This window comes from Pseudomonas sp. St290, assembly GCF_018325805.1.
Lineage (GTDB): Bacteria > Pseudomonadota > Gammaproteobacteria > Pseudomonadales > Pseudomonadaceae > Aquipseudomonas > Aquipseudomonas bijieensis.
Genome location: NZ_AP014703.1, coordinates 3,318,085 through 3,340,110 on the forward strand (window position 1 = coordinate 3,318,085; position 22,026 = coordinate 3,340,110).

Annotated in this window: 21 protein-coding genes and 1 pseudogene; 6 read left to right on the forward strand and 16 right to left on the reverse strand. The window is 57.8% G+C overall.

All coding sequences use genetic code 11. The features are described 5' to 3' along the window. Positions 1 to 25 precede the first annotated feature (25 nt). Both dctA and PBDP_RS14630 read right to left on the reverse strand, forming a co-directional pair. Positions 26 to 1,333, reverse strand: a complete 1,308-nt coding sequence (gene dctA / locus PBDP_RS14625; RefSeq protein ID WP_109755439.1) for a C4-dicarboxylate transporter DctA — start codon at positions 1,331 to 1,333, stop codon at positions 26 to 28. A gap of 102 nt (positions 1,334 to 1,435) precedes the next feature. Then, on the reverse strand, positions 1,436 to 2,605 hold the full coding sequence (locus PBDP_RS14630; protein ID WP_212802444.1) for a mandelate racemase/muconate lactonizing enzyme family protein: 1,170 nt from the start codon (positions 2,603 to 2,605) through the stop codon (positions 1,436 to 1,438). 99 nt (positions 2,606 to 2,704) lie between these two features. On the opposite strand from PBDP_RS14630, the gene PBDP_RS14635 reads away from it, so the two are divergent. Then, the gene (locus tag PBDP_RS14635) at positions 2,705 to 3,598 is read left to right on the forward strand and encodes a LysR family transcriptional regulator (RefSeq protein ID WP_109755441.1); all 894 of its coding nucleotides are present in this window, start codon (positions 2,705 to 2,707) and stop codon (positions 3,596 to 3,598) included. A gap of 137 nt (positions 3,599 to 3,735) precedes the next feature. Here the strand turns inward: PBDP_RS14635 and PBDP_RS30310 are convergent. The 9 genes and pseudogenes from PBDP_RS30310 to oxdA form a co-directional block, all read right to left on the reverse strand. After that, positions 3,736 to 3,851 (reverse strand): annotated as a pseudogene (locus PBDP_RS30310) (methyl-accepting chemotaxis protein); the annotation flags it as partial. Positions 3,852 to 4,127: 276 nt separating this feature from the next. Then, positions 4,128 to 4,805, reverse strand: coding sequence for an energy-coupling factor ABC transporter permease (locus PBDP_RS14640; RefSeq protein WP_025569543.1), 678 nt, complete (start codon positions 4,803 to 4,805; stop codon positions 4,128 to 4,130). 59 nt (positions 4,806 to 4,864) lie between these two features. After that, the gene (locus tag PBDP_RS14645) at positions 4,865 to 5,305 is read right to left on the reverse strand and encodes a nitrile hydratase accessory protein (protein ID WP_212802445.1); all 441 of its coding nucleotides are present in this window, start codon (positions 5,303 to 5,305) and stop codon (positions 4,865 to 4,867) included. Beyond that, positions 5,302 to 5,955: a nitrile hydratase subunit beta gene (gene nthB / locus PBDP_RS14650; RefSeq protein ID WP_212802446.1), complete on the reverse strand. Its 654-nt coding sequence runs from the start codon at positions 5,953 to 5,955 to the stop codon at positions 5,302 to 5,304. Before nthB ends, PBDP_RS14645 begins: the two co-directional genes overlap by 4 nt. 19 nt (positions 5,956 to 5,974) lie before the next feature. Further along, complete coding sequence (nthA, locus tag PBDP_RS14655; RefSeq protein ID WP_109755443.1) at positions 5,975 to 6,607, reverse strand: nitrile hydratase subunit alpha; 633 nt, start codon at positions 6,605 to 6,607, stop codon at positions 5,975 to 5,977. Between the two features lie 76 nt (positions 6,608 to 6,683). Further along, entirely contained in the window at positions 6,684 to 8,198 is a 1,515-nt protein-coding gene (locus PBDP_RS14660; RefSeq protein WP_109755444.1) for an amidase, read from the reverse strand. A 302-nt stretch (positions 8,199 to 8,500) separates the two neighbouring features. Next, a complete protein-coding gene (locus PBDP_RS14665; RefSeq protein ID WP_025569551.1) occupies positions 8,501 to 9,025 on the reverse strand; it encodes a group I truncated hemoglobin in 525 nt (174 codons plus the stop codon). A gap of 160 nt (positions 9,026 to 9,185) precedes the next feature. Then, entirely contained in the window at positions 9,186 to 10,052 is an 867-nt protein-coding gene (locus tag PBDP_RS14670; protein ID WP_109755446.1) for a transporter, read from the reverse strand. 87 nt (positions 10,053 to 10,139) lie between these two features. After that, complete coding sequence (gene oxdA / locus PBDP_RS14675) at positions 10,140 to 11,195, reverse strand: aliphatic aldoxime dehydratase (RefSeq protein ID WP_109755447.1); 1,056 nt, start codon at positions 11,193 to 11,195, stop codon at positions 10,140 to 10,142. Positions 11,196 to 11,766: 571 nt separating this feature from the next. Between oxdA and PBDP_RS14680 the strand changes: the two genes are divergently transcribed. Continuing rightward, positions 11,767 to 12,702, forward strand: coding sequence for an AraC-like ligand-binding domain-containing protein (locus tag PBDP_RS14680; RefSeq protein ID WP_109755448.1), 936 nt, complete (start codon positions 11,767 to 11,769; stop codon positions 12,700 to 12,702). 145 nt (positions 12,703 to 12,847) lie between these two features. Here PBDP_RS14680 and PBDP_RS14685 read toward each other — a convergent pair whose 3' ends face one another. After that, on the reverse strand, positions 12,848 to 13,048 hold the full coding sequence (locus PBDP_RS14685) for a hypothetical protein (protein ID WP_212802447.1): 201 nt from the start codon (positions 13,046 to 13,048) through the stop codon (positions 12,848 to 12,850). A 151-nt stretch (positions 13,049 to 13,199) separates the two neighbouring features. Continuing rightward, positions 13,200 to 15,062, reverse strand: coding sequence for an NAD(P)-binding domain-containing protein (locus PBDP_RS29920; protein WP_239548638.1), 1,863 nt, complete (start codon positions 15,060 to 15,062; stop codon positions 13,200 to 13,202). A 118-nt stretch (positions 15,063 to 15,180) separates the two neighbouring features. On the opposite strand from PBDP_RS29920, the gene PBDP_RS14695 reads away from it, so the two are divergent. Beyond that, the gene (locus PBDP_RS14695; protein ID WP_212802448.1) at positions 15,181 to 16,041 is read left to right on the forward strand and encodes a LysR family transcriptional regulator; all 861 of its coding nucleotides are present in this window, start codon (positions 15,181 to 15,183) and stop codon (positions 16,039 to 16,041) included. A 1-nt stretch (position 16,042) separates the two neighbouring features. On the opposite strand, the gene PBDP_RS14700 is transcribed toward PBDP_RS14695, so the two are convergent. Beyond that, the gene (locus PBDP_RS14700; protein ID WP_212802449.1) at positions 16,043 to 17,500 is read right to left on the reverse strand and encodes an MFS transporter; all 1,458 of its coding nucleotides are present in this window, start codon (positions 17,498 to 17,500) and stop codon (positions 16,043 to 16,045) included. Positions 17,501 to 17,722: 222 nt separating this feature from the next. On the opposite strand from PBDP_RS14700, the gene PBDP_RS14705 reads away from it, so the two are divergent. Both PBDP_RS14705 and PBDP_RS14710 read left to right on the forward strand, forming a co-directional pair. Then, a complete protein-coding gene (locus tag PBDP_RS14705) occupies positions 17,723 to 18,481 on the forward strand; it encodes an SDR family oxidoreductase (RefSeq protein ID WP_212802450.1) in 759 nt (252 codons plus the stop codon). Between the two features lie 79 nt (positions 18,482 to 18,560). Further along, complete coding sequence (locus tag PBDP_RS14710) at positions 18,561 to 19,067, forward strand: nuclear transport factor 2 family protein (RefSeq protein ID WP_109755451.1); 507 nt, start codon at positions 18,561 to 18,563, stop codon at positions 19,065 to 19,067. 58 nt (positions 19,068 to 19,125) lie between these two features. Here the strand turns inward: PBDP_RS14710 and PBDP_RS14715 are convergent, their stop codons facing one another. Then, positions 19,126 to 20,520 (reverse strand): heavy metal sensor histidine kinase, encoded by a 1,395-nt coding sequence (locus PBDP_RS14715; RefSeq protein WP_212802451.1) that lies wholly within the window; start codon positions 20,518 to 20,520, stop codon positions 19,126 to 19,128. Then, on the reverse strand, positions 20,493 to 21,188 hold the full coding sequence (locus PBDP_RS14720; protein WP_109755453.1) for a heavy metal response regulator transcription factor: 696 nt from the start codon (positions 21,186 to 21,188) through the stop codon (positions 20,493 to 20,495). The genes PBDP_RS14715 and PBDP_RS14720 overlap by 28 nt, the downstream gene beginning before the upstream one ends. Before the next feature lie 215 nt (positions 21,189 to 21,403). Here PBDP_RS14720 and PBDP_RS14725 point away from each other — a divergent pair, with 215 nt between their 5' ends. Next, positions 21,404 to 22,015: a hypothetical protein gene (locus PBDP_RS14725; protein ID WP_109755454.1), complete on the forward strand. Its 612-nt coding sequence runs from the start codon at positions 21,404 to 21,406 to the stop codon at positions 22,013 to 22,015. The last annotated feature ends 11 nt before the right edge of the window (positions 22,016 to 22,026 follow it).

Here is a 22,026-nt window from a genome sequence, read left to right on the forward strand (position 1 = left end):
GCGCAATGACCGGATCGCTTACAGATTATTTTTGCGCCAGCAATGCCTTCCGTGCCGCCTTTTCATTTTTCATGGCAGCAATTTCACGCTCGCAGGCCTCGACATCGAACGAATTATCCCACTTGGCAATGGCGATGGTGCCGATGCCATTGCCGATCAGATTGGTCACGGCCCGCGCTTCGTTCAGGAACCGGTCAATGCCCAAGAGCAAGACGAGCCCTACCAGAGGAATGGAGTGGATGGTTGTCAGCGTTGCAGCCAACGTCACAAACCCCGCACCCGCCACACCGGCCGAGCCTTTGGATGTCAGCAGGAATACGCCTAACAGAATCATCTGATCCATGAAACTCAGGGGGGTATTGGTCGCCTGGGCGATGAAGATAGCGGCCATGGTGAGATAGATGCAGGTGCCATCTGCATTGAAGGTGTAACCCGTAGGCAGCACCATGCCCACCACCGATTTTTTGCAGCCAAGCTTTTCAAGTTTCACCATCATTCGTGGCAGCACGGCTTCTGTTGAACAGGTGCCAAGCGTGATGAGAATTTCATCCTTGAAATAGCGGAGAAATTGCATCAACGGCATACCCGACCATCTGGCAACCGAACCGAGCACAACCACGATGAAAACCAGGGTTGTGATGTAGAGCGCGACCAGCAACTGACCGAGTGACAGCAAGGTACCAATCCCGTACTTGCCGATCGTGAACGCCATACCTGCACCAGCCCCAATGGGCGCCAAGCGCATGACCATGGCAACGATCTTGAACAGCCCTTGCAGGAACAGATCTATGGTGTTGATCAACGGTTTGCTGGTTTCGCCCATTTGAACCAGAGCAATACCCATCAATATCGAAAGCAGGATGACTTGGAGCATGACGCCATTGGAAAATGCGCCAAGGAACGTCGGGGGGATGATGTTGAGGAAGAAATCAATGATGCCACCCTGTTCACTGGCAGCCTGGCTGTACTTGCTGACAGCACTTCCATCAAGCGCGCTGGCGTTAATGTTCATGCCGACGCCGGGCTTGACGATGTTGACGACGATGAGACCAACGACCAAGGCGATGGTGGATAGGATCTCAAAGTAGATCAGCGCTTTTACGCCAATCCGACCGACCTCTTTGATACTGCCCATCTTTGCGATACCCACGACCACGGTGCCGAAAATAATCGGTGCCAATAGCATTTTGATCAGTTTGATGAAGCCATCGGCGAAGGGCTGGAGCTTGGCTCCGATATCAGGTACGAAGTAACCGATTGCTGCACCGATCACGATGCCGATCAGCACTTGGACATACAGCTGGCTGTACCAGCGGGACTTGGAAGTTTCCACGTAAGCACCTCATTTTATTTTTGTGATGGGCATGTGGCTTGGCGTCACTGGGTGACGCCTAAGTCTGCGGCCTCTTTCAAAGAAACCGCAGATCGAGGGTGATCAGCCTTCTCCCAGCTCACGCATGACTGCGTACAGAGCGGACTTGGCTTCGAAGCCGACACCTGGAATATCCGGCAGCCCGACATAGCTGTTTTCGACCCGGATGCCGTCAGCGAAACCGCCGAAGGGCTGGAACACGTCAGGGTAAGATTCGTTGCCGCCCAAGTGCAGTCCGGCTGCGATGTTCAGGGACATCTGGTGACCACCATGAGGAACCACACGGCGGGAAGACCAGCCCATTTCTTCCATCACCTTCAGGGTGCGCATGTACTCCACGAGACCGTAGGACAGAGCACAGTCGAACTGGAGGTAATCGCGGTCAGATCGCATACCGCCGTGGCGCAGGAGGTTACGAGCATCCTGGTGGGAGAACAGGTTTTCCCCAGTGGCCATGGGCAGCTCATAGTGATTGGCAAGCTCAGCCTGGAGTGCATAATCCAGCGGATCGCCGACCTCTTCGTACCAGAAGAGGTTGTACTTCTTGATGGCTTCAGCGTAAGCAATACCGGTCTGTAGATCGAAACGCCCGTTGGCATCGACCGCCAATCGACGACCGTCGCCAACCACCTCAAGCACCGCTTCGATGCGACGAATATCTTCATCCAGTGGTACCGCACCAATTTTCATCTTGACGACATCGTAGCCACGATCCAGATAGCTCTGCATTTCTGCTTTGAGCTTGGTCTGATCTTTGCCAGGGTAGTAGTAGCCACCTGCTGCATAGACCCAGACCTTGTCATCCGCGACGCCGTTACGGTAGCGGTCAGCCAGCAGGCGATACAGCGGTTTGCCTTCAATCTTGGCGACGGCATCCCATACAGCCATGTCGATGGTGCCAACGGCGACCGAGCGCTCGCCGTGGCCGCCTGGCTTTTCGTTGGTCATCAGGGTTTTCCAGATGGCGAACGGATCCAGGTTGTTGTTTTCATGGTCGACCAGCGTATCCGGATCAGCTTCGGTGATGCGCGCCAGGAAGCGATCACGCATCAGTGCGCCTTGGCCGTAGCGACCGTTGGAGTTGAAGCCATAGCCGATGACGGGTTTGCCGTCGCGAATCACATCTGTGATGACCGCGACAACTGAGCAGGTCATTTTCGAAAAATCGATGTAGGCATTGGCGATCGGCGAGGCGATAGACACAGTTTTTTCACGAATATCTACGATGCGCATGACGGGGTCCTCTTGTTGTTTGTGACCCCACGTTATGCTTTGCGATGTCACCCGCCCAATGCTATTAATGCCGCACCCTATGCACGGGAGGCATGGCCCTTGGAACTCGTTTGGCTCGAAGATCTTTCAGCGCTAGCGGAATACGGCAGCTTTGTTCGTGCCGCAGAAGCGCGGCATGTTACTCAGCCGGCTTTCAGTCGCAGAGTGCGTTCATTGGAGAATTGGATGGGGGTTGAACTGTTTGTTCGCACCCCACAAGGAGCCATCCTTACCGAGGCAGGAAGGAAAATTTTGCCCAGCGCCCAGGAAGCTGCCCGACATTTGTACCGGATGCGCAACGAGGCTCAGGAGGTCGCTGGAATGGCAGCCAGGTCGCTGCAATTCGCTGCAACTCACTCGCTGTCGTTTACTTTTTTCCCCAAGTGGCTTCGAAGCTCGGAAAACGGTGCCCCGATTGAGGCCGTGAAACTGCACTCGGATAGCATGGCTGTTTGTGAGCAGATGCTGATACATGGCCACGTCCAGTTTCTGCTCTGCCACCGTCATCCCGACGTTCCGCCTCTACTGGCTCCCGATCAGTTCATCAGCAAAAAGGTGGGTGAGGACGTTCTCGTTCCTCTTGCGAGTGCTTGCGCTAACTTCGGCACCTCGCCTGCGGCATTGCCATACCTCGCTTACACCCATGAGTCTGGACTGGGGCGTATCGTTGCTCACAGACTGCGTGGCAAGGAAGACTACCTCCACCTCAAACCACTTTTCAGCAGCCACCTTGCAGCGGTACTCATGTCCATGGCCCTGGAAAGCAAAGGCGTGGCGTGGTTACCCAAGAGCCTCACCGAGCAAGAAATCCTGGATGGGCGCTTAGTCAGAGCGCTCGACGAAAGCTGGGATATACCTTTGGAAATTCATCTGACTCGCCCAAAAGCAGTCCTCAGTCAGTCTGCCGAAGAGTTCTGGGGCAGGACGGGCAGTGAACCGCAGCCGTCCACATGACAGGTTGCTCTGGTATGATTCAGAGACTCTCAGGATCCCCGAAAAACATTTTGACTGGGCTCTAGGACGGTGGTTTCAGCTCAAAAAAATCGAGTTATGCCCCATTTTCCCCCCCATTCGCACCGAGTAGCTCGAACTCAGTACTTCTCGATCATGTCGGCCGCCTGTTGGAGCGCCTGGCTGGTACGGGTGGCCAGCTTGCGGACCTCGTCGGCGACTACTGCGAAGCCCTTTCGGCCTCACCGGCTCTGGCCGTCGGAGCGCCGTGCGATCGGCGAGCAGGCGTTCTATGCCATCCAGTACCCGCCGCAGTAACGAATCTTTCGCCGCTATGGATACCCCCTCGCCATCGGGTTGTTCCAGCCTGTCGCCGAGCAGCTTCAGCTCCTTGCGAGTGCTATTTCTGAAAAACATCAATACCTCTGCCTTTGCTCACGAGGTTTCTGGGCGGTTCTTGCTCTTGATGCCCCGAGCATTACGGCCTTCGAATGCCCGGGGACGATCTGAACTTGGACTGGCGTACGCTGACTCAGGCGGCCTGGTACAGTCGGCGCTCGACCAGCATGCTGCCACGCAGGCGATGGGTTGCCTTGGCACCGGCCAGCACGGCCAGGTCCAACAGCGGCTCGAGGGTGACGACGGTCATGTAGGCACTGCCGAAGGTCAGAATTGACATTGCGTTTTCCGCTGTGAAGCCTTGCCCGTAGAAGGCCCAGAAGGCAACCCAGGCGACAATGCCCGCCTGGAAGGCCGTCGACAGCCCCAGAGCTTGTCTATAGCTCAGCTCCACGTACGGCGTGTTTGGCGCGATGATGCGTTTCGCCAGGGTAGCGACTGCGAACAGCGGTACCAGAAGGGTGGTGACGTTCATGCCGTATTGCGGCAGGTCGAATGGCGCGAAGAACAGGCTCTGGATCAGCAGTCCCAGGGCGAGACCCGCCGCCGCGGGGGCGGCGCCAAGCAGCAGGAACAGGGTTGACCCCAGGATGAGATGCACCTCGGAAACACCGACTGGATAGTGCGGTAGTAGCTCGAAGAAGCTGAACACCAAGGCCGTGGCAGTGACAGTGCGAGCTAGCAGCGAGAAGACACCACGCTCACCGATGGCTTGCGCAGCGAGTTTGAGGGTGTAGGCGCCGACACCTGCGGCAGTGACATAGCTCAACCAGATTTTTCCAGCTTCCACCAGGTTAGGTTCGATATGCATGACGATTGCCCCTTGGCCGCTTCGCGACCTCGAAAGTTAAAAATAAGACGATCCAGGCCTCAGCGAGTGGCACGGCTGATCGCTACGGGCTCGTGCCGTGGCAGGTGTTCGTGCCCGTTTCCATGGGCCGGTGGGCAACTCGCATTGAGCAGTGCCACCGGTTGTCCATGGGGGGTATTCAAGTAAGCTCGCTGCCATTCCTCGGTGCGCTGGGTGATGTCTTCCATACCCGCTAAGCCGAGTGTGGTGATCATTCTTTCCATCGCTGTAATCCATTGCCGGTAGTAAGTGTCGTTGACGCTTTCTCCGGGTTGCGCCGGGGCAGCCTTGATCTCGTCGCTGAATACCTGCACCCAGTCCTTCCAGGAAAACAGACCGGTTTGGTGCAGGTGCAGCAGCAGGGAAAAGGCCTGGGCCTGCCAAGGTTTGTCGAACACCGGGCCTTCATCGTCGAGAGACAGACCGGCTATTGGCGGGATGAAAGGCATGCTTGCGCTCATACGGCCTCCAGATAGTTGTCCCACAGATCAATGCAAACACTGTCCGGTCGCGCCACTCCCCACAATTCTGTAGCACTGAAGCGAACGGCATAGACCTGTTGGGGTTGTTCGCCTAGACCGTGGGCCATCGTGTCTGGGGTAGCAAACGCTCCGTGTGCAATCTCGATTGTCCCGACCTTGCCGCGCGCGTAACGCGGCAGTCGAGTGTGGGTGGTTGGATTGAGATTCTTCGTCCGCACCCGGTCACCGACCCGGAAGCGGCCGCTGACATGTTCCTTTGCCCTGGATGAGGCGCCACCGAGGATCACCGCCTCGACGATGTCCAGTGTGAGCACCGTAGGGGGCTGCGCCGGTGAGGTCGGTTTGGCCGTGCCTTGCAGTTCGGCAGCGCTGATCACGCCTTTTTCCAGCAGCAGGGTCTCGAAGGCGTGCAGCCAGTGCTCGTAGTAACTCGACTGCAAGTATTCAGACGGCTCCATGCGTTCAATGGAATGCCGGAACTCGTCGACATTGAAGTGTCCGCCGACGAAGAGCGAGGCGAACAGCGGAAAGATCCTGCGCTCCCAGTCGTGATGGAAGATCGGTTCATTTTCTTCGGTGAGCACCGGGCCGAAACCGTGCATACCGCCTAAGTCGTGTACACCGTTCATGGTTTTCTCCTTCTCGGGGTCAGGCTTCGTCGCCCGGCGTCTTGGGCAGGCCGGTGCCGATCATGGCGTCCCGCGTCACCAGCTCGACCAGTCGTTCCTCGCTCCAGCCGTCAGTGCCAGCCGGACGTTCCGGCAGTACCAGGTAGCGCAGCTCAGCACTGCTGTCCCAGACGCGAACTTCCTTGTCATTGGGAATAAGCAAACCGAATTCGGCCAGCACACTGCGCGGATCGATGACTATCCGTGAGCGATAGGGCGCGGATTTGTACCAGGCTGGGGGCAGGCCCAGGGTCGGCCAGGGGTAGCAGGAGCACAGCGTGCAGACCGTCACGTTGTGCACGGTCGCGGTGTTCTCCACCACCACCATGTCTTCGCCCTGCACGCCGGAAAAACCCAGTTCGGCAATGGCCGCCGTGGCATCGTCCAGCAGCCGATGTTTGTATTCGGGATCGGACCAGGCCTTGGCGATCACCTGAGCGCCGTTGCGCGGGCCGACCTTGTGTTGGTAAGTGTCCACCAGAGCATCCATGGCGGTTGGGTCGACCAGGCCTTTTTCTATTAACAGGGATTCGAGCGCCTTGACACGCAAGGCGATGGTCTCGGGTGGCTCGGTGTGGTCGTGATGGTGATGATGTTCGTGCGTATGGCTCATGTATTGGCTCCTCTGAAGTTGGTACTTACTTTCAGTGCTACTTGCCGGTGTTTGTTCGCCAATGCGATGCGCAGGTTTACAACGTCCGCCAATCGACAGAGGCCTCGAATGCAGCTGCGGCTTGGTAGAGGGTGCCTTCGGCATAATGTCTTGCGACAAACATCAGCCCTACGGGCAGTCCGTCCACCAGGCCACAAGGGATCGACATGGCGGGGTGCCCGGTAACGTCCTGAGCGGCCGTGTTGCCTAACATCTCCAACGCACGAGTGACGGTCTCGGTGATTGAAGACCCCGGTTCCGGCAGCGGCTGAGCGGTGATTGGTACGGTTGGCATGACGAGCAGGTCATAGGTGTTCAACGCCTTGTCATAGGCAGCTCGGGCAAAGCGCGCAATGTTCTGGGCCTTGGCGTAGTAGCGACCGTTGTAGCGCTCCAGACCGAACTGGCCCACGAACATGCAGAGCTTGAGTGACGGGGACAATGCGTTCGCCTGATCGCGCCAACCGGCCTGTTTGTCCAGCAGGCCCACGTCGTAAAGCCCCTTCCAGTTAAAACCCGCTCCGTTGCCATGCATCATTTGCATGGTCAGGCCTTCACAGCCGATTGGGCTCCACAACGATCCCGCCAGGGTGTGTTCGGGAACCGAGACCTCCTCGACCCGCGCGCCCAACGCCTCGAGTCGGGCGATAGCGCTGCGCACCTTTTCTGCGATACGTGGATCTTGGTTTGCGAGTTGGAAGCCTTCCTGGAGAACCCCGATCCTGAGTCCGATCACGCCTCGCTCCAAATAATCGCAATAGGCATCGACCTTGGGGGCGCTCTGGCGAGGGTCGAGCCCGTCGGCTCCGGCCATCACTTCCAGCATGAGAGCGTTATCGCGCACGTTGCTCGTCATGGGGCCGACATGGTCGAAAGTGGACTCGATCGCCATGACGCCGGTATAGGGCACCAGACCGAAGGTGGGCTTCATTCCGTAAATGCCGCACCATGCTGCCGGAATGCGGATGGAGCCGCCCTGGTCTCCACCGACAGCCAGGTCGACCTCGCCCGACGCCACAAGCGCCGCGCTGCCAGAAGAGGAGCCGCCGGTGGTGAAACCATGGCGATAAGGGTTGTGCACAGGAGCCGGGTCCGAGGTGTGGCTACCACCGGAGAGGCAGTAATGCTCACAAGTGGCTTTGCCAAGGATGGTTGCCCCAGCGTCGAGCAAACGCGTCACCACGGTGGCATCGAACGACGGTACGAAACCCTCCAGTGGTGCGGCACCGTTCATCATGGGGACACCGGCCAGAGAGATATTGTCTTTGAGCGCTACCGTCTTGCCAGCAAGTTTGCCCGAACTGGCACCCATCACCTCCGTTCTGTAGTACCAGGCGTTTAGCGGATTATCCGTGCTTGAAGGGCGATAACCAGAGCTGCGCTCATAGCGCACTGGAGGGATGAAGTCTGGCAACTCATCGACGAGATCATAGGCATCAAAACTGGGTTGCATAAGTGCCAGGTATTCGCTGGCTTGCTCGGGTGTCAGCTGTATGTGCAGGCGGCTGGCGAGATCCTGCACTTGTTCGAGAGTCGGGCGGATGATGGCCATGGGGTGTCCTGTTTCCTGTGCCAACCCGTAGGGTGGCAATGTTTGTTCAAACGTCATCTCGGGATGCCCGGGCGCGGCGTGCACTATTGACGAAGTCGCGGCCGGGGCTGGTATCAAGCTATCTCCGCAAATTGAGCGGTGCTTGGTTGAGGAGGACATTCGCTTGGTTGAGCGGGACGCGGGTGCCCGTGTTTTTTTAGCCACACCGCGGTAACCGTCGGCTGCCAGAGCGAGCCTCGGCAGCATGGGGGACACCCCATGGATGCGCCCCCATTGGTGTGGCTCAGGTTTTGACGAGCGTGTCAGTTTTCGGATTCAGGCGTGGTCTGTTTCTGCGAGGACTTCCCGGGTTTCGGCCAGAAAACCCCAACGCTCTTCATGCCTTTGGCTGGGTCCATTTCCGGGTGCGCGAGTACGACGTCCCGATAGGAGGGGCTCCCGATCACCGCCGGTTTGAACTTGATGAGGAAGTCATTGACCTCCTTGCGCAGATCCGGGGCCAGACCGTAGTCGTCGTAGCACGCCTCGAGACAATCGAGCACGGCTTGCCAATGCACCTCGGTCAGACCCATTCCGCGATGCGCGGTGACCATGTCTCTGCCCCTGTATTTGGCGCTTCCACCCCAGTGCTCGGAAAGGAAATCGACAAAATTGATGTGCTCCTTTTGGAACGTTGATTCCGACATATGGGCCCAGATGTGCCCGATGGCGGGGTGTCCCATTGTTTTTCTCAACACTGCGCCTGCGAACTGATAGATAGCGTCATAGCCACCAAGACGGGTATAGAGGGAGGGTTGTTTTTCCATGGAGGGTTGCTGGTCGGTCATTGCCTGGTTTCTCCGTTTCGAGTGAGGGTCATCTCATTAGCCAACTGTCGCGTTGGCACGGTTGCTACGGGATGTGAAGTCTTGCGACGGATCCAAGTCGAATTCGTCGTTGGGCACACGCTTGGTTGATAAGGACAACGGTTGGTGGAGGCGGGCGGATCTAGAAAACCCGCACGTAGCGCAGGTTCATGCGAAAGTCCTCCTTGGGGCCGTTCTCCACCGCAAGGTCGCGTCCCAGTTGCACTTGGATTTGGTCCTTGGCGGTGAAAAACTTTCTGGCCGTGACGCGGACGTTGGTGGTTTCCGTCTTGTCGTCCTGGTTGACACCATCGACCTGGTTTTCCCCGCCCCAACTGTGGCCGAAGCCGATAGCCAGCGCAGTTGTCTCGTCGGGCATGTAGCGCCCCATCAACTGAGCGCCGTAGGAAACGTCCTGCTCCCGACGGGCGGAGCTGGCGCCGAAGTCGTTGTTGTCTGCGTACCAGATGGCGTCACCTACGAGGTCGATGGCCCACTTGTCCGAGAAGTGCTTGACGTAAGCGGCCTGGAGATCAACCTTCCAACGGTTCTCGCCAAGGTTGAGGGCGTCGTCTTTGTCATAGTCGCCAGTAGGCACGTACAAGTAAGCAGTCGCACCGAGGGTGTCATTGGCGTCGTTGAGACGGTACTTGAGTGGCGCTGTAAGAATGAGGTCGCCGATGCCGCTGGCGTCGCCTAAACCAGAAGCGTCACCACCGCCTGAGACATGACCGAAGGGCAACAGGAATTGCGGCTCGATGGTCAGCCGCTCGCTCAACTGGTAGACGTGCAGCAGACGCAGAATGCCGATATCGGAAGTCAGGTTGAAATCGGAACTGGTCTTGTGCCCCTGGGAGTAGGCATTGTCCGTGGTGGCGTGCTGGTAGTAGACCACGCCAATGGTCGCCCCAACGGGGAGCGGCTCGTAATCGCCAGGATCCACCTCGAGAGCGTGGGAGGAAAGGCAGGGGAGGAGGGCTGCAAGCGACAGGTAGCGGAACTGTTTCATGATCGAAGATCCTTTTTTCGGGCAAAAAGAGCCCCGCAGGCGCCAATCAGGCGACGCGCAGGGCTAAAAGTGGAGTCAGCGATGGAATCAGGTGGGCGACACTTGCGCGTCGCGCATCATCCCGGTCTGCGGATGGCAGTTGATGTACTCGAACAGTTGCTGGCTACCGTCCGCTACCGAGACCTCGTGATACAGCCGCAGCTTCGAAAGGCCCCCGATCACGCGAAAGAACGTGGTGAAAATACGCAAGTGAGTGGGATGGGATTCTGCCCAGCGTTCCAGTTTGTCGAGTGATCGCCAGTGACCGATGTCATAGGCGATGTCGAGCAGATTGCCATCCAGGTCGACATTGCGTACGAAGCGATTGCTGTAGCAGCCCAACGCCTGGCCCTCGTCACGCAGGAAGTTCATGCCGTCTTGTAGAGGGGGGAGCATTTCGGTGAAGTACAGCGCGCGCTCTTCCTCGCCGGCTTCGACCCAGTCCTGTCCAGAACGGATCAGCGTCAGGTTGTCGTGGCCGCGTATCACGACCTTGCCGCCCTTGGCCGGGTCCCCGGAAATCACTTGTAGTTCGCCGGTCGGTTGCATCCAATCGGTCTGTGATATGGCAAATCGGTCGCGTGCCGAACCCCAGTAGCCGTGCTCTTCGACCTCGCCACTAATGCCGTCCATGACCGCACCGACACCTGGCAAATCTTCCTTGAATGCATACAACGTCTCGAACTGATCGGCGCGCGGTGCGATGACCTCGCGGAAATACCCCAGTCCCTCGCTCAGGCGTGCCTCGTCACCCCACCAGTCGGCTACAGGCGCTGAAAGTAACCAACGGTGATAGGTGGCGGGATCACGCCAGTAGCCCACGGCGATGAAGTTTCCATAACCCTGATTGTCGAGGTGGTAGGTCAGGTCGTGATTCCCAGGGCCATCGGCGAGGGCAAAGCTGGCGTCAATGTAGCGCATGGCCTGCAGGGCGGCGGCGCGTTGTTCGTCGCGAAATTGCACCCCGAGGTAGGCCATCACAACTTGCTTCACGTTTTCGTCAGCTCGCCCAACAAACATCGGGAAGGGTGGCTTGTAATCGTCGTGAACACGACGGGACAAAGTCCGGGGACATTTGAGATGTTTATCGATTGCAGATTCCATGGGGGCTCCTTTATTTCCGTCTCAAACGGACGGTTTTCTGTTCTACATCCCAGTGGATGTTGGTGTTTTGCGGTGGGTACCACTCCATCGGCGTTGCAGCGCCAAGGTCCCGAGCTGTAGCAGGTAAGTGGCAAACTCTTCGGGTGCCATGTCCCATCGCTGTAAAAACCAGGATGAATCGGACAGTCGCTGCTGTTCTCGTGGATGCATGAGACACCTCATCATTCGTGCTTGTAGGGACACGGCGTGGAGTAAAAATTATCCAGGGGAGATGAAACGTGCTTGGCTCGAATGGACAACCGTTTGGTTAAGAAGGACAGGTAGAAAAGGCCGGCATATCAGCGCGCAGCAATGGTGCGGGGCTTGTGAAATAAGGGGACGAGCGCCCCGAGAGGTGGCATGGGGAGTGTTGGAGGGATCTACCTATGTAACTCCAGCCGAGTTCGCAGGTGGCTATCTTCCACGGTGTCTGGCAGCGGGAATCAGGCTATGGAGATGGCCTGCTAATTGCTTGGCTCGCAAAAAACGTTACCACGCTTTTTTGTTGAACCGCCGCCGCGAGGTGAATGCAATGAGTCAGCCATGTCAGTATTCAACCCTTGCCGTTACGGCACCCCTGCGGTTCGATTACTGGAAGGAAGTGGTTTGTCACCACTGCCTCGACGCAGACAGCAAACTGCTGGCGCAGAGCGATTTTGACGGGGCGCTGGAGGTACATAGCATGGGCGTATTGGACATCTGCACGTTGTCCGCACCCTTGCACTATTGGGAGCGGTCCGCCCAGCACTTACGCAGTGATCCTAACGACGATTTGTGGTTGGGCTTTACCAGGAGCGGTTATGGCGAACTGGAGCAAGCTGACCGACGGACGAAGCTGACGGCGGACGATCTGTTTCTTTATGACGCATCCCAGCCGTTCAGATTCAGCTTCGGTGGTACGGACAATCACCTTGTCCGCATTCCGCGACAACTGCTCAGCCAGCGGTTGCCCGGCATAGCAGATTGCACCGCTGTGGTTCTGGATGATCGTCGTCCAGGGGTGATTCCGTTACGCGAGATGCTACGCCAGGCTGCGAGTATGCCATTAGGCTTCCAGAACACAGGAGTATCCAGTCGTTACTCCAGCACGTTGCTCGACCTTCTGGTGGTCAGCCTGGAACTCCAGGATTTAAAGCAGACTCATGACGAGTTGGACCTGTATGGTCGGATCATGAATTACATCCGCCAATATTTGACCGAGGCGGACCTGTCGCTCGAACGCATTGCTCAAGCTCACCATGTCTCCACGCGCACTGTTACGCGTGCTTTCGCTCGTCATCAGAAATCGCCGGTCGCGGAAATCTGGAAGGCGCGATTGCTCGCGAGCCGCGACGCGATTGAGCGTGGTCAAGTCCGCAGTATTTCTCAGGCGGCGCTGGATTTCGGTTTCTCCGACTTCTCTCATTTCAGCCACGCCTTTCGCAAGGCATTCGGCATTGCTCCCCACACTCTCCTGCGGCGAGAGTGAAAAGAATGCGGCGGCGGACTGAAAATCCCTATAACCTTCTGTTAGTAAAGAGTTTTTAATACGGGCGAGAGCCGTTACAGGCTATCTGGATCCCCGAAGAGGGCATTTTGACTTGGCTCTAGGCCGGTTTTTTCAGGTCGATAACTCAGTCGTCTTCGAGCACCACGTTGTCTTCATAAAATTGCTGGTTCAGAAAAAGGCTCCCTAACCCCACCGTAATGGAGGGAAACCACGTCTGGAAAAAAATTATTGCTACATCGATCTCCTTGCGTTTCAGGTAATCCCATGTGTAGCCAGAGGGTAAAACAGTGAAACTGCGAATTTGATCGATCGTTGGCCATTTCATGCGGTTCTGCTCGTCTTGGTTGTCTAATTGCCTTGCAGGAATCGGTCGAAGGAAGGGGCTTATTCAGTCGCTTCTCTTATCGAGCTGTCTGCGATTTATCAGCGATTCCCGGGCGTCTAGTTGGGAGGGACGGAGAGCCTGACCAGGCGCTCTACGCGGGATCGGGCATGCTCAACGATTTTTCCAGCCACTGCGCGACTACCTTGAAAGCCGAATCTGAATTGCGTTCATAGATCAATCCGTGGCCGTTGCCGTGGATGCCCAGTGCCGGTAGATCCAGGTGTTGAATGTTGGCACCCGCATTTCGCAGGAAAGGGACGATGCTGGATGCGTAAGAAGCAAACGCTGATGTCTCACCTGTCAACAGCGCTACCGGAACACCCTGCAATCCGGGGATTTTCAGGGTTGATGGTTCTGCTGTGCGGACTTGCTCCGGCGTTTTGCGAGGTGGATCAAAGGTCAGAGGGGCGGCGGTCAGGCCCCAGTCGAGGCTGCCTATACCCGGCGTGTGGCCAAATACCGGACCCATAGGCTCCACCGCCACAATCCCTGCGATCAGGTCGGGTCGACGATCGGCGACCAACCAGCCACTGGGCCCGGAAGCGGAGTGTGTAACGATGATGGCCTTGCCGATTCTGTCGAGCAGTTCGGCCAGTCGATCCGCGTCCAGGGTCTGCGAGGCCGCAAGGTCAGCCGGCATGGGGCCGTAAGCTGCTATGAAGGCGTCAAACGCCGCTTCGTCATCTGGCTCAAACGGCCATTGCGTTTCTCCACCTCCCTCTGGAAAGTAGACTTCGCGGGCGCGCTCATAGGAGAACGCTGGCCCCACCGGCCCCATGATGTCGGGGTGATACGGCGATCGCCCGTGGCCGGGCCTGTCGACGCGAAAGACTACGAAGCCTGCTTCGACGAACCGCTGGGCCCAGCCCGGACGACCATCGGGTGTATCCAGCCATTCAGTGCCTTGCAGCGTGCCACCGTGCACCAGCACCACGGGATAGGGCTGAGTGATGTGCTCAGGGGATTCCCAGGCTACGTACATCGGCCCCTTTTGGTAGCTTTTACCGTTATGGGTAACGCGGGCTCCGGTCACCCAGAAGTTGCCACGGCGCGAGCGTTTTATCGGTGCGGTTCGCCAGGGTTGCTGGGCGTGATCGGTTGATCGGATAACTGTCTGCGTAGCGAAAACCGACCAGTCCTTGAGCCCGTATCCCCGGGTTACTGCCGACGTCATTTTCGATCGCGCGGCATCGGCTGCAGGCAATTCCAGGCTCTTGAGACGTGCCGCATCAATAGCCAGATTTATATCCTTGAGGCCAAGAGACAGTTTGAAACCCGGTTCAAAACGTCCGTTCACGATGTTCTGCCCATAGCGCTGATAAGTAGAGCAGGCGAACAGTGTCTGGGTCATGAGGGCGACGAAAATCGAGGGGCTCAGACCATGGCGTTGAACGAGTTCGGTTGCTTCGCCCAGCGACTGGATGGCTTGAGTGATCATCATGTTGCCGGCGATCTTCGCGATACACGCCTGTTCAGGTTGATCGCCCAGGTACCAGGTCTTTTTCCCGAGCAGGTCAAACAGCGGTTGGACCGTCGAGATCGCTCCCTGCGATCCGGCCGCCAGGATATTCAACTCGCCATTTGCCGCCACGGCAGGCACGCCGAAAACTGGCGCCGCGATCAATTCAATGCCGATTGCATCATGCACGCCCTGCAACTCCACCATGAGCGAAGGCGACAAGGTCGACATCACGATATGAACGCAAGCCCTGTCTGCTTTTTCCAGGGCTGCGCTGGATAGCAACACCTCCCTGACGGCGGCATCATCGGCAAGCATGTTGATGACGACCTCCTGCTGAAATGCCGAGGACGGGGATTCGAGAACGCTTACTCCTTCCAGATCCATAACCGCAGCGTGACTACGGTTCCACGCCGATACGTGATGGCCGGCCCGGATGAGCAACGGAATGATCGCTCTGGCCATGCTTCCCACACCGATAAAGCCAATCTTCATTTGCAGTCCCCGGTTGGTGTTTCGACGAAGGTGTATGCGGAGAAGTATGTCGGGCCCGGGATTGCTACGGCAGTGCCATTGCTGCACTCTCACTGTTCATTTTTGTTCGGGGTAGAGCATGGACTGGAGTGACGTGCGGGTCTTTCTCGCGATTGCCCGCAGCGGGTCATTGGGCGCTGCCGCCAAGCAGTTGGGTGTTAGCCATCCGACCGTGGGGCGGCGCTTGCAGGTGCTTGAACAGTCCAGTGGCCAGCCCATTTTTCTTCGCACCACCCAAGGTCTGGTGCTGACCGACAGCGGAGAAAAGCTGCTCAGCCTGGCGCAGGAAATGGAGCAAAGTGCGTTGGCAATCGAAAGGCGCCTTGCGGGGGACAGCGCACAGCCAGAAGGTGTGTTGCGCATTTCTTCCGCTGACTGGTTCGCCTGTTACGTGCTGGCCCCGGTCCTGAACGAACTGGGGCGACGTTATCCGCTGATCGTGCCCGAGGTCATCGCGGGGCATCGATTGTTTGACCTTGCTCGTCGCGACGCCGACATCGCGTTTCGGATCGTGCCTTTCACCGAACCCGATATCGTTCACCGCAAGCTGACTACCCTGAGCTATGGGTTATACGCAGCCGTCGGATTTCCTGACCCCGCGCCACAGGGCGACGGGGTTGGTTTGATTACCATGAGTGTTGCCCAGTCTCATTATCCCGATGTGCAGTGGCTGCAGCAGCGTTACCCTCTGGCCCGTACTGTGTTCACCAGTAGCAGCCGCACAGTCCAGGCGCAAATGTGCGCGCAAGGGCAGGGTGTCGCCGTATTGCCCCGCGTCCTGGGCGACCAGTTAACGGCGCTGCGGCTGATTGATCCGCATGAACCGCCACCGGGTCGCGACATATGGATGGGTTATCACCAGGACATGCGGCGGATGGACAGCCTTCGCGCCCTTGCCGACCTTGCCTCGAGCATGATCGGCTCGCAGGAAGGCAGTTGACTCACTCTGCCGGGCGCATGGCTGCCGTTTGCAATTGCGCAGCAGGTTGGCGCGCCAGGGTAAGGCTGAGTCCCGCGCCCAAGGCCAGGCATGCCGCGATGCAGAATATGGAAACGGTGAAGGCGTGGGTGATGGCCGCCACGTCTGTATCCGTGCCCAGAAGGGTGTAGAAAATGCCGCCTATTATCGCCACGCTCAGTGACGTGCTGATTTGCAGGGTGGAACTGGCAATGCCCGCAATCATGCCGGAATACGCGGGCGCCACGCGTCCTGTGATCATGCGCATCAATGTCGGGAGGGCCAGTCCTTGTCCGAAACCGATCAGAAAAAGGATGACGGCGAGGGGCAGCGCAGGGGGCGTGACGGCCATCGGTGTGTGCGCCACGAGCCAGGCCAGGAGCACGAATCCCAACACTTCAAGTCCCATCCCGACCGGATTGACGTATGCCCCCAGAAAACGCCTGAATTGAGGGGTGGAGAGTGGTCCCAGCAAAAAACCCGCGCCGAAAGGAAGGAAGACGAGGCCTGCATTGAGTGGGCTCGTATGCAGCGCTCCCTGTAAATAAATGGAAAACAGCAAGAAAAACACGCCGATCGCGTAAAAGGTCAGGGCGACGAGCAGTGCCCGGCCCAGCCCAGGCGTGCGCAGTACGGCGGGATTGAGCAACGGTGCGCCTTGCGCTTGGTGCAAACGGGCTTCGTAGTGCCAGAACAGCCAGGCCAGCAGCGGCACCGCCGCAAGCGACAGCCAGGCCCACAAAGGCCAGCCCGCCTCACGCCCTTCGATCAATGGAACGATCAGAGCCCCAAGCGTCACCATGGACAGTACCGTTCCGCCCAGATCCAGCTTGCTTGTATGTTGTGCGCGGGTTTCCCTGACCACGGGAATTGCGATCAGGATGACCAGCAACGCAATCGGCAAATTAACCAGAAATATCGCCCGCCACCCCAAGCCCATCAGGTTGAGCGATATCAATATCCCGCCAAGTGCCTGGCCGACTACCGACGCCAGTCCAAAGACCGCGCCATAGAGACTCAGCGCCAAGGGCTTTTCGGACTCGGGAAATATAGCCTGCGCCGAAGCGAGTGCCTGGGGCGCCATGACGGCTGCCGTCACGCCTTGCAGCGAACGTCCGGCGATTAACACCCAAGGTGACTCGGCGACGCCGCAGATCAGTGAGGCAACTGCGAAACCAACCAGGCCAAGGAAAAACATTCTCATGCGACCGTAGATGTCACCAAGCCGTCCGCCGGTAATCAGTGTCACGGCATAAAGCGTCGCATACGAGGAGATGATCAACTGTTCGGCGGATGAGGCCGTGCCCAGCGATTGCTGAATCGAGGGCAGCGCCACGTTCACGATGAAAAAATCCAGAGGCGGTAAAAACGCACCGACCAATAAGATGGCGAACATCAACCAGCGCCGCGGTTCTGGTGGGGCGACTTTTTTCTGAGGCATAGGGTCTCCTGTCTGAAACCATTCGGTTCCAGAATATTCTCGATTGCGGGTCATGCTCTGAATCAGCTGGCTCCAATCTAAACGATCAAACCTTCGCTTACGCCTCACATAATTGAACGGCCAATGTTCATTTATGGCAGTGCCGCTCAGCTCCTGACTCCTCTCAAAATGGCCGCACTGTGGTTTCAGTCGATCCACACAACCGAGACTGAGGAGTCAGATATGTCAGGTAAATTCGCTAATCAGGTTGCGGTCGTCACCGGCGCATCCACCGGGATCGGGTTTGCGATTGCGCAGGGCTTGATTGCCGAGGGGGCCAGACGTGTTTACATCACTGGGCGTTCTGCAGCCACGCTGAAAGCGGCGGTGGCCAAGCTGGGCGATAGAGCGATCGCGGTCACTTCCGATGTCGCGCGCCAGGCTGATCTGGATAAGCTCAAGGCGACGATCGAGGCCCGCAACGATCAGTTGGACTCAGTGTTTGCCAACGCGGGTATTTGCGAAAAAAACCCGCTGGGCGAGACCACTGAGGCGGCTTACTTCAACATGTTCGACATTAACGTGAAGGGCGTCTTTTTTACTGTGCAAACGTTGATGCCTTTGTTGAAAAATGGCGCTTCGATCGTGCTGACGGCTTCTATCTGCTCCAGCAATGGGATGGAAGGACTGAGCCTCTACAACGCATCCAAGGCTGCGGTGCGGTCTTTCGCAAGAACTTGGGCCAACGAACTGAAAGGTCGCAAGATTCGAGCGAATGTCCTGAGCCCAGGCTTCACCCGCACCCCTCTGATGGATAACGGCTTGAAGATGAGCGAAAGCGACATTGCCGCGCTGCGCCAGCATGTCGAGCAGATCACTCCGCTGGGGTATATGGCCCAACCTGAAGAAATCGCCTCGTCGGCACTGTTCCTTGCATCCGCCGATGCGAAATATGTCAACGGTGTGGAACTGATGGTCGACGGCGGCCTGTCGCAGATCTGAACACTCGCTCAACCGTAGCGCAGCCCTCTCAGAGGGTTGCTTTCAGCGCTTTTGCGAAGCCTCAGCAGGAAACCTCATCATGAACATTGAAGAACTGACCACCCGACTGGACGCCCTGGAAAGTCGCGCCGCCATCGAGTCGCTGATCAGCGCCTACGCCAATGCCTTCGACCGCGTCGACGCGTCGCTCCTGAGCGCAATCTGGCACGAAGAATCGACACTGGATCTACCGGGTTTCGGCAAGGCCGGAAACCGTGACGAAATCCTGGTTATGGCGCAAAACAGCTGGCGCCAGATGCCACATATGCACCACTGGATGGCCAATCCGCTGATCCAAATCGAGGGTGACAGCGCGGTAGGTACGGTAGCTGCGGATTGCCTGTTCCATGACATTGAAAAAGGCCCGGTGCAAGTCAGCGGGTTGTACCACGACAGGTTTGAACGTCGGGACGGAAAATGGGCGTTCTTGTCACGTCGTTTTGAACTGCATTTCCTGACACCGTTGAAAGATTGGGTACCCATATCGGGTGATGAAAAGTACGCAGTGGAGCAACATCAGAGCCGGAGCACGCTTTCAAAGGGATAACGTGCTTGCATGATGTTCAGTGAAGGCGCGAACGACAAACGCTGCCCGCTGATGTCGTTCAAGCTGCAGGGAATGACAGCGAAAAACGGATAGTTCCGGGTTTCGGCTGTTCGACACGCACGTGCCCCCCATGCAGTTGCATGATTGCCACGACGATGGCGAGGCCAAGGCCGTAAGAGTCGGAGTTTTGGTGGCGAGACGCATCGCCACGGTAAAAGCGGTCGAAGAGTTTGCCCAAGGTTTCGTCACTCAGCACAGGCCCTTGGTTCTCCACCTCAATCCGGGCACCGCCGTGGGTTTCCATTACCCGCATCAGAATATCGGTGCCTTCGTAGGCGTAGCGAATTGCGTTTGCTACCAGGTTGCTCAAGGCTCTGCGCAGCAGCAAGGGGTCGGCGAGCACGTTGCCATCGCCTGTTATCTGGAAGCTCATTTGCCGCTCTTCGGCCAAGCCTTCAAAATATTCGGCAATGCGCTGTGATTCGTCATGCAGCGATAGCTTTTGGCGCTCCACCACTGCTTGCGCTTCATCGGCGCGCGCAAGGAACAGAATGCTTTCGACGATGCGCGAGATCCGTTCGAGCTCTTCAAGGTTCGAAGCGATCAGTGCCTGATAGTCATCCTCGCTGCGGCGTTGGCGAAGGGCGACCTGGCAATGCCCCATCAGCGATCCCACCGGCGTGCGGATTTCATGGGCAAGGTCGGCGGAAAACTGCGTCAACCGCTGATAACCCTGGGCAAGGCGATCGAGCATCGCGTTATAGGCGTCACTCAGCTGTTGCAGTTCAACCGGCGTATCGGCGCTGTCCATGCGGCTGTGCAGACGCTCGGGCGTTATGGCTGCCGCATGGGCGGCCATTTTGCGCAACGGGCGCAGCCCTCGACGCAGTACCAGGTAACCCAGCAACGCGGTTGCCAGAAAGGCCAGGGCAACGGCCAGGTAGATACGCTCGCGATACGCCGCGAGCATAGCCATTTCCTTGCCCATGAGGTGCGCGGCGGTCAGTCGGACTTCACGTCCACCCGACGTCGTGACGACGGTCGCGGCGCGCAGCATTGTCCCCGAGTCAGTCACGCCGCTGCGCAGGTCACTGACGCTCAGCTTTGTATCCTGGCCGATCACCGGCAGTCCAGGCAGCGTGACGTTGAGTGGGTTGACCTGGATTACCGGTGGCTGCCCCGGCTCTTCAATGATGAAGATGTCGTCTTCGCTGTCGAGCATGTTCTTGAAAATCTGCGGGCTGTCGCGCAGCTTTTCGATGGCGAGCTCGTAATGCAGCAGCTTGCGAAAGTGCTCCAGACGGCCCATGACCGCATGATCGCTGTATACCAATACCGAGGCTTTCATCGTCTGATACAGATAAGCACCCGCACCGGCCACGGCCAGCATCGCTACCATGGAAAACGCCACGGTCGATCGCAGGGTCAGAGAGGGTTGGCGTCGGGACCGCATGGCCTCACCTCGCAGACATAGCCGATACCACGAATGGTATGGATCAGTTTGATCGAATACGGCTGGTCGACTTTGTTGCGCAGACGCTTGACCGCTACGTCCACCACGTTGGTATCGCTGTCGAAATTCATGTCCCAGACTTCCGAAGCGATCTGTGTCCTGGACAGCACATCGCCTGCCCGACGCAGAAACAGATGCAGCAGGGCGAATTCCTTGTTGGTCAGCACAATCACCTGCTGTTGGCGTGTAACGCGGCGCCGCACCAGGTCCAGCTCCAGGTCGGCGAGGTGGAAATGGTCGGCTTCGCGCACTACACCGCGACGCAAAATGGTGCGGATGCGTAACAGCAGTTCGGTAAACGAAAAAGGTTTGACCAGGTAATCATCGGCGCCCAGTTCCAGACCGCGAATGCGGTCATGCAACTGGTCGCGAGCGGTGAGGAACAGCACGGGGACGTCTTGTCTGGCGCGCAAGAGCTCAATGATCTGAAACCCGTCAATCCCGGGCAACATGACGTCCAGCACGATCAGGTCGTAGCGCGTATGCAAGGCCATGTGCAGGCCGTCGGCACCATGCTGGGTCCAGTCGACGTTGTAACCGGACTCGCCGAGCCCCTTTTTGAGGTACTCACCTGTTTTGGTGTCATCTTCGATCAGCAGGATATGCATCGTGAGGCGCGCTCGGGTCTCTTCATGACGGGATTCAGCCCGCGACATCGGTATCTCGGCTGTGCAGTGTAACGAGATGAGCCGGCGCAGTCGGTTACATTTCTGTCATTCAAGGGCAGGGTTGGCGAATGACAAAAATGTCATTCGGCGGTCATCGTGACGTCCCGGTCTGCGGTCGAGGATGGCGGCACATCAACCCATGAGGAATCGTCGCCATGCAACTCAAACACGCCCTGTCTACCACATTCGGTTTGTTGATGCTCAGTGCTGCCGTCATTGCCACCGCGGCCGACATGCCGGTCATCAAACCGTTGCGCGGTACGGTGGAGAGCGTCAGCAACAACACGCTGACATTCACTGTCCGCTCCGGCGCCCAGCAGACGATCGGACTGACAGACAAGACCGGTATCAACCGGGTATCGAAGGCCAATATCGACTCGATCAAATCCGACAGCTTCATTGGCTCGGCGGCCATCCCGCAGGCCAACGGAACATTGAAGGCGCTGGAGGTCACGGTATTCGACGCCAGCCTCAAGGGCAGCGGCGAAGGTCATTACGGCTGGCAGAATGCGGATGGCAGCACAGGCACCATGACCAACGGTACCGTGGGGAAACTGTCCAAAGCTGACGGCCGCACATTGACCGTCAACTACAAGGGCGGCGAGAAACAAATCGTCGTACCGGATGATGTGCCAATCGCCTACGTCGAGCCAGGCAAAGCCGATGAACTGGTCAAAGGTACGAAAATTGTCGTGTTCCCGGCCGCAGATGGAACCACCGCGCGCGGCATCGCGGTTGGCAAGGATGGCTTCCAACCACCGATGTAATTACCTGAAAA